The sequence below is a fragment of the Aeromicrobium sp. genome (genome assembly GCF_047606445.1).
Classification (GTDB): domain Bacteria; phylum Actinomycetota; class Actinomycetes; order Propionibacteriales; family Nocardioidaceae; genus Aeromicrobium.
Window position 1 is genome coordinate 1 of the sequence record NZ_JASGEK010000048.1, and the last position, 6,066, is coordinate 6,066.

The following is a 6,066-nucleotide window of genomic DNA, read 5'->3' on the forward strand; positions in this document are numbered from 1 at the left end:
ACGGGCACGGTGAGCACGTTCGCGGTCGGCGGTCAGCGGGTGGTGTGCGTGGAGGCGTTCACGGACACGCCGGACTCGTTGTCGGGCGGCGAGACGGTGAGCCATCCGGCGATCGGCTACGCGCTGTCGCGGTGGCTTCCCGGCACGACGGGCACGCAGTCGCACGGGTCCGGGTCGGACTCGGCCGCGAACGACCTGTCCGCCGCGGTCTACGCGTACGTGAACGGGACCGGGATCGCCCCGGGCGGGAACCTGTCCCAGCGGGAGGCGGTGCAGGACCAGGTCGACGGGAACATCGCGGAGGCGATGGCGGAGCATCCGGGCGCGGCGGCCGCGTTGGACTCGATCGCGTCGGAGACGGCCGCGTTCATGGGTCCGTACTCCGCGGACGCGATGGCGTGGAACGTGACGGTCGACGCGCCCACGCAGGGCACGGTGGACGGCGTCGGGGCGCGGAGCGCGGCCGGCAACTGGATGAGCGGCCGGCCGATCACGGTGACCATCGACGGGCCGGCGGTGTTCACCGACACCGGCACCAACTCCTGGTCGGGCACGACGGGCTCGGGGCCGTTGAGCCTGGGGTTCCGGGCCACCGGCAACGGCGACGCCACCGTCTCGCAGAGCGTCGGCGGGCTTCCCGCGACCGAGGTGGTCCTGTACCGCAACGGCTCCGCGCAGGACACCGTGACGTGGGGATCGGCGTCGACGTCGACGGGCGGATCGGCCGCCTTCCCGATGGTCTTCGACTACTTCCCCGAGGCCACGACCGACACCACGGTGATCACCGCGACCGACGCCGGCCAGCAGGTCGCCGACACGGTCAAGATCACCGGCGGCAAGCCGAACTCGACCATCCGGGGCGAGTCCGTCCTGTACGGGCGTTTCGATTCGCCGCAGGCCGTGACGGACACCGCCCCGGCGGACGCCCCGATCGTCGGCCGGGTGGAGTTCGAGGCGCGGCTCGACGCGAACGGCGACGCGACCGTCACCACCGGCACGGTCGCGGCGCCGGCCGAGGGCTACTACGTGTGGGTCGAGGAGCTGTTCGAGGACGAGGGCGAGTCGCCCAGGAACCGGGGCTTCCAGGGGAAGTTCGGACAGCCGACCGAGACCACCCTGATCTACCCGAAGCCCGCGATGACGTCGAAGGCGTCGTCGCAGACCGCGATGACCGGCACGGGGCTGTCCGACGACGTGACCGTCCTCGGGACGATCCGCGACGCCGACGGCCTCGGCCCGATCGCCAACGTCCTGACCGGCGGCGCCTACGGCCCCGTCGAGCCGGTCGACGGCTCCTGCGCCGACGCCGACTTCGACGGCGCGCCGCTGGCGCAGGCCGTCGAGCTGAACGTCACCCGGAGCCAGCAGTACTTCCCCGGCGTCGGCGCGTTCACGCCGGCCGAGGGCGGCTGCTACAGCTACGGGTACACCCTCACCGCGACCAACAGCCAGGGCGAGGTGATCTGGACCGTCGAGCACGAGGCGGGCGAGACCGAGCAGACCGCCCTCGTCGTCGAGCCGAAGATGCGCACCCAGATCAACGCCCACCTGGTCGAGCCGGGCGAGTCGTTCAGCGACCTGATCCTCGTCGAGGGCACCGCCGGCAACGGCGGCACGGTCACCGCGTCCCTGTACGGGCCCGTCGCCCCCGACCCCGAGGAGGTCTGCGACCTCGGCGTCGAGGAGTGGACCCGCCTGGTCGAGTCCGGGGAGGCCCCCCTGCACCACAGCGAGGACGTCGCGTTCACCGGCGACGGCCCCGTCACCACCTCGGAGATCGCCGTCGACGAGCCCGGCTGCTACACGTTCGCCGAGCACGCCGTGTTCGACGACGTCGACCACCCGTTCGACACGCCTCCGGGCGAGGAGACCGAGACCGGCCTCGTCGCCGACCTGCGGCTCGCCACGACCGCGTTCTGGGCCGGGGACAAGGTCATGGCCGACAAGGTCGACCTGACCGGCACGCAGGGCGTCCACGGCACCCTGACCGGCGTGCTCCTGCAGGCCGACGCGGTCGACGGCAAGTGCGACGGCGTCGACTGGACGCAGGCGACCGAGGTCGGCCGGATCGACCCGGTCGAGACCGACGACGACCTCGCACAGCTCGAGACGACCGGCGTCGAGCTGCGCTCGTCCCACAAGGACCAGTGCGGCACCTGGGTGATCACCTGGACCTCCGACGGCGGCAAACCCGCGTTGAAGGTCGTCGACGGGCCGGGCGTCCCCGCCGAGACCCTCGTCCGCGGCGCCGACGAGCCGACCCTGCCCGGCACGGGCCTCCCGCTCGACAAGTCGCTGCTCGCGATCGCGCTCGGCCTCCTCGGGGCCGGCGGCGCCGCCCTGGCCGTCCAACGTCGCCGCAGGGACGACGACGCCCCGGTCATCGCGTTCACGGGCAGCAGCACCTTCAGCCTGTGATCCACTGACCGACTGATGACCGTGTGTGGGCCTCCCGGCATGACCTGCCAGGAGGCCCACACCCGTCCCGCCACCCCCAGCCGACCCGCTAGGAGCACCACCCGTGAAGAAGAACAAGCACCTCGACCACCTCCTCAAAGCCCGCGAGACGGTCTACGTCCCCTATCTCCGCGCCGGCCGGACCGTCGACCGCGCCGACCCGTCCGCCGGCCGTATAGCGCCGGACGACGGCGAGGCGTCGCCGCGTGTCACCCATTACCTCGGCGAGTTCGACACCCCGCACCCGTTCAACGGCGGCATGGTCGTCGCGGTGCGACTCGACGAGCCGCCCACAGGCGGCTCCCAGCCCGTCTACGCCGTCCCAACGCATCGGCTCGCCCACGACGAGACCTGCCGCCGCTGCGCGCACGTCTGGCAGCGCCAGGCCGACGTCCTCGCCCGGGTCGAGCCCGGCTCCATGATCTCGACCGCCTTCGAGGTCCGAGGCAACCGCGGGCCCGTCCGCCTCGTCGTCGACGCCGCCGACCTCGTCGCCTGACCACCGCCACCACGAGACCCCGGAGACCTCATGTCCCAACCCGAGTTCAGCGACCGGCTGACCCACCTGCTCGACGGCCAGCCCCTCTATATCCCATACCTCCGCCTCACCACCCCGGCATCGGCCGCGAGCGGGCGGTCTCGTCTATGTGGTGGGGGAAGTCACTAGTCGAGGCCCGGCCGGCCGGTCAGCGGGTCGGCGGGTCTGGTCTCGGTGCCGGTGGGGGTGTTGCCGGTTGGGCCTCCGGCGTTGTCCGGTCAGCGTGGAGGCGGCGGAGCCGGGCTGCGGCTCTCGGGTCGTGTTCAGCGATGATCGCTAGCGCCCAGCTGATTGTTCGCTGTTGGATTTGCCCGAACTCGACTGCGTCAACGCCATACTCGGCAACGTCAGAGGCAGTGAGGTTCCGGATGTCTGCGAGCCGTGCGGCGAATATCGCGGGGACGAAACCGTTGTCGTCCTCACGTCCGATGGCCAGTAGTTGCTCGTCGGTGTAGTGGAGGCGCGCACGGTCAACGTCCAGGAAGTCTCGGGCCTCTGCGCGTGAATAGAGGGCGCTGATCTTACCGGCGACGGAGTCTCGCAGGGACAGGACAGGTCCGACCTCAAGAAGGACAGGCGGCTCAGCGCGCCAGTTCGCAGACAAGTCCAGATGAACGCTGAGCCCGTCATCGCGTTCGACGCTGACGCGGGTGAACAGTGGCGCGGTGATGTCTGGGGTGACTGTGTAGCCGTGGGCGCGTAGCGCAGCGATCGCGCGTTCAACATCGTGAGCGAACGCTTCTTCGTCCGCTGGCGTGTCGCGGAAGATATCGACGTCGTCGGTTGGTCGGTCGCTCAGCCCGTGGGCTCGGACTGCTCCGCCTCCGGCGAGTGCGAATCCTTCATCGCCTAGTTCGTTGAGCACGATCCGAGCGATGTCGTCTTGGAACTGTGTCCGTGGGTCTATGCCCACGCTAACCACCAATCAGCGTTGTCGAGATTCCACGTCTCACGTGCGTTCCGCAACGATCCGAAACGTTCTTCCCATTGGCTGCTGCACTCGGTAGGCAAGGCCAAGGCCGCCCACACTCCTCGTAGGAGTCGCGGGTTTAGGAGGCGCTGCTGCTGGTCACGGCGGCCCTCCCGGACGATGGCGCTGTAGGCCCTGACGAGATGCGATTCGTTGCATAAGTCGAAGACCGATTGCGGGCCCCAGTGGATGCTACGGGGGACGTCGAGGAGTCCAGACGCAGGTCCTTGTAGATCGTCGAGTGATTCGGGAACGTCATACGGGTGGATCTGGCTGTAGCGCAGCCGTACGTTGGTGGTGCTCATCGTCAGGCCTCCTCTCTACGATCAAGCTTACGCACTGCTATAGCGATCTGACGAACTTCGCTGGTCGGCTCGAAGGCGACGGAACGCAGAAGCCCACGCACGAGGCGTGGGCTTCTCGAATCGGCGCTCGGGGAGCTATTTCATCCCTGCCACCTGCCTAGCCAGGATAGCTTGCTCGCCAGGTCGAACCTTGGCGGTGGCTAACACCAGGAGCACTCTCGCCCGCATCTGCAGCAGGCGCCGGCGGGTTGGAGCGAGGCCGGTCGTTCGGTGGCCGGTTCCGGTTCGATGAGCGGCATCGGACGGGTGAGATCCGGCAGGACCATGATCGCGTCTCGGCGGAGTCGGTGATCGACGTGTAGGTACTGCTCGGTGGTGCCGAGGCTTTGGTGTCGCATGAGCTTCTGGATGACGGCGACGTCGACACCACGGCGCAGCATTTCGGTGGCGAACCAGTGCCGCAGGCTGTGGCCGGAACCGGGGCACCTCGCACGGCGCATCGCGGCCGAGAGTGTCCCGCTGACCGAGTTCCCGAGGATCGGGCCGCCTTCGGCGTGGAGGCGGTTGGGGACGTATTGGGGGAACCACCAGCCGTCAAGGCCGAGCTCGATGCGTTCGTCGACGATCAGGGCGATCATCGGGTGTAGCGGAAGTACCGCTTTGACTTGGCCTTTGCCGAGCACTGTCATCGCGTTGCCGATGATGTCGATGTCCCGGTCGTGGACACGGGCGATCTCGGAGACGCGCAGCCCTTGGTAGGCCGCGAGGGTCACCATCCAGCGGGTTCGCCGGTAGAGGCCGGACGCGAAGAGCGCGCGCACATGCTCGGCGGTCGGGATCTGGAGTTCCTGACGGTTCGCTCGCGGCCGCGCGATATGCCGGATCGGGTTGTCGGGTCGGAGCCCGTTGTCCTCCAGCCAGCCGAACCAGGAGTGGAAGTGGCTGAAGTACTTGGCTCGTGATGTCGGCGCGAGGTCATGACGCAGCATCGCTCGGATGTGGTGCTCGTCGAGGCTGACGGCGTCGACGTCGACGGTGCGCTGCACGTAGTCGATGTACCGGGTTCGTTCCCGGATGGTGTCTTCGGACCAGTACTGGTCGACCATCCAGTCGCGCCAGGCCTCGATCGGGGTCTGGACAACGGACGATGATGGAGGGTGCGTAGAGATCGTCATGGCTGAGAGACGTGAATCGCTGGTTCAGGTGACGAACACACCCGTTCGCTCAGCCACTCGATCAGTTCCTCCGCAGCTGGGACACACGCTCCGAATCAGTCGGTTCCATGCAACGCTGCTCCGGCCGCTCGTGGAGCCACTCGTCGGCATCCTCGTCCCACTCACCACGATTCCAAACATCACCGCAGCCGACACATTCATGGTCGCCGACATGTCCGGTGGGAAGACCGCAATCGTGTTGGTCGTTCCAACCGTCACAAGTCGGCGTGGAGGACGGCAGCTTTGCCTCTGAGGCAGTGGCCTTCAGCGTGTCGAGCGCTGCGAGCCATTCCGCTCGGCGGGCCTTGAACTGTCCGATGAGCTCGGCCTGGTCGACGGGTTTCCCTGTGACGACGTCGTGAGTCAGCCCGTCCGCGACGCAGCAGGCGAGGTGGTAGGCCGCGCGGTCGAGCCGGTCACGAGCGATCTGCTCGATGAGGCCGGCTTCCTGTCGGTCAGTGCGTGTGTTCATGCTGCAAACTCCCGACCATCACGCGACGTCGCGACCGCAGGTGCGACGCCGTGGTCGACGACCAGGGTGAGCAGAGCGCCGTTTGTGGCAGTGCGCTGCCTTCCAAGCAG

At 68.3% G+C, this 6,066-nt stretch carries 5 protein-coding genes; 2 read left to right on the forward strand and 3 right to left on the reverse strand.

The genetic code is table 11. From position 1 onward, the window contains the following. A partial coding sequence (locus QM621_RS09270; RefSeq protein ID WP_414990091.1) for a hypothetical protein occupies positions 1-2,418 on the forward strand: 2,418 nt, incomplete at its 5' end. A 103-nt stretch (positions 2,419-2,521) separates the two neighbouring features. Further along, positions 2,522-2,956: a hypothetical protein gene (locus tag QM621_RS09275; protein ID WP_414990092.1), complete on the forward strand. Its 435-nt coding sequence runs from the start codon at positions 2,522-2,524 to the stop codon at positions 2,954-2,956. Between the two features lie 187 nt (positions 2,957-3,143). Here the strand turns inward: QM621_RS09275 and QM621_RS09280 are convergent, their stop codons facing one another. The 3 genes from QM621_RS09280 to QM621_RS09290 form a co-directional block, all read right to left on the reverse strand. After that, positions 3,144-3,917, reverse strand: a complete 774-nt coding sequence (locus tag QM621_RS09280; RefSeq protein WP_414990093.1) for a nucleotidyl transferase AbiEii/AbiGii toxin family protein — start codon at positions 3,915-3,917, stop codon at positions 3,144-3,146. 553 nt (positions 3,918-4,470) lie between these two features. Continuing rightward, the gene (locus tag QM621_RS09285; RefSeq protein WP_414990094.1) at positions 4,471-5,376 is read right to left on the reverse strand and encodes a tyrosine-type recombinase/integrase; all 906 of its coding nucleotides are present in this window, start codon (positions 5,374-5,376) and stop codon (positions 4,471-4,473) included. A gap of 130 nt (positions 5,377-5,506) precedes the next feature. Next, positions 5,507-5,956, reverse strand: a complete 450-nt coding sequence (locus tag QM621_RS09290) for a hypothetical protein (protein ID WP_414990095.1) — start codon at positions 5,954-5,956, stop codon at positions 5,507-5,509. Positions 5,957-6,066 lie beyond the last annotated feature (110 nt).

Bases quoted from the DNA above. Each gene is read 5' to 3' on its own strand.
- QM621_RS09290 (WP_414990095.1), bottom strand. From the start codon at position 5,956: ATGAACACACGCACTGACCGACAGGAAGCCGGCCTCATCGAGCAGATC.
- QM621_RS09285 (WP_414990094.1), bottom strand. From the start codon at position 5,376: ATGGTCGACCAGTACTGGTCCGAAGACACCATCCGGGAACGAACCCGG.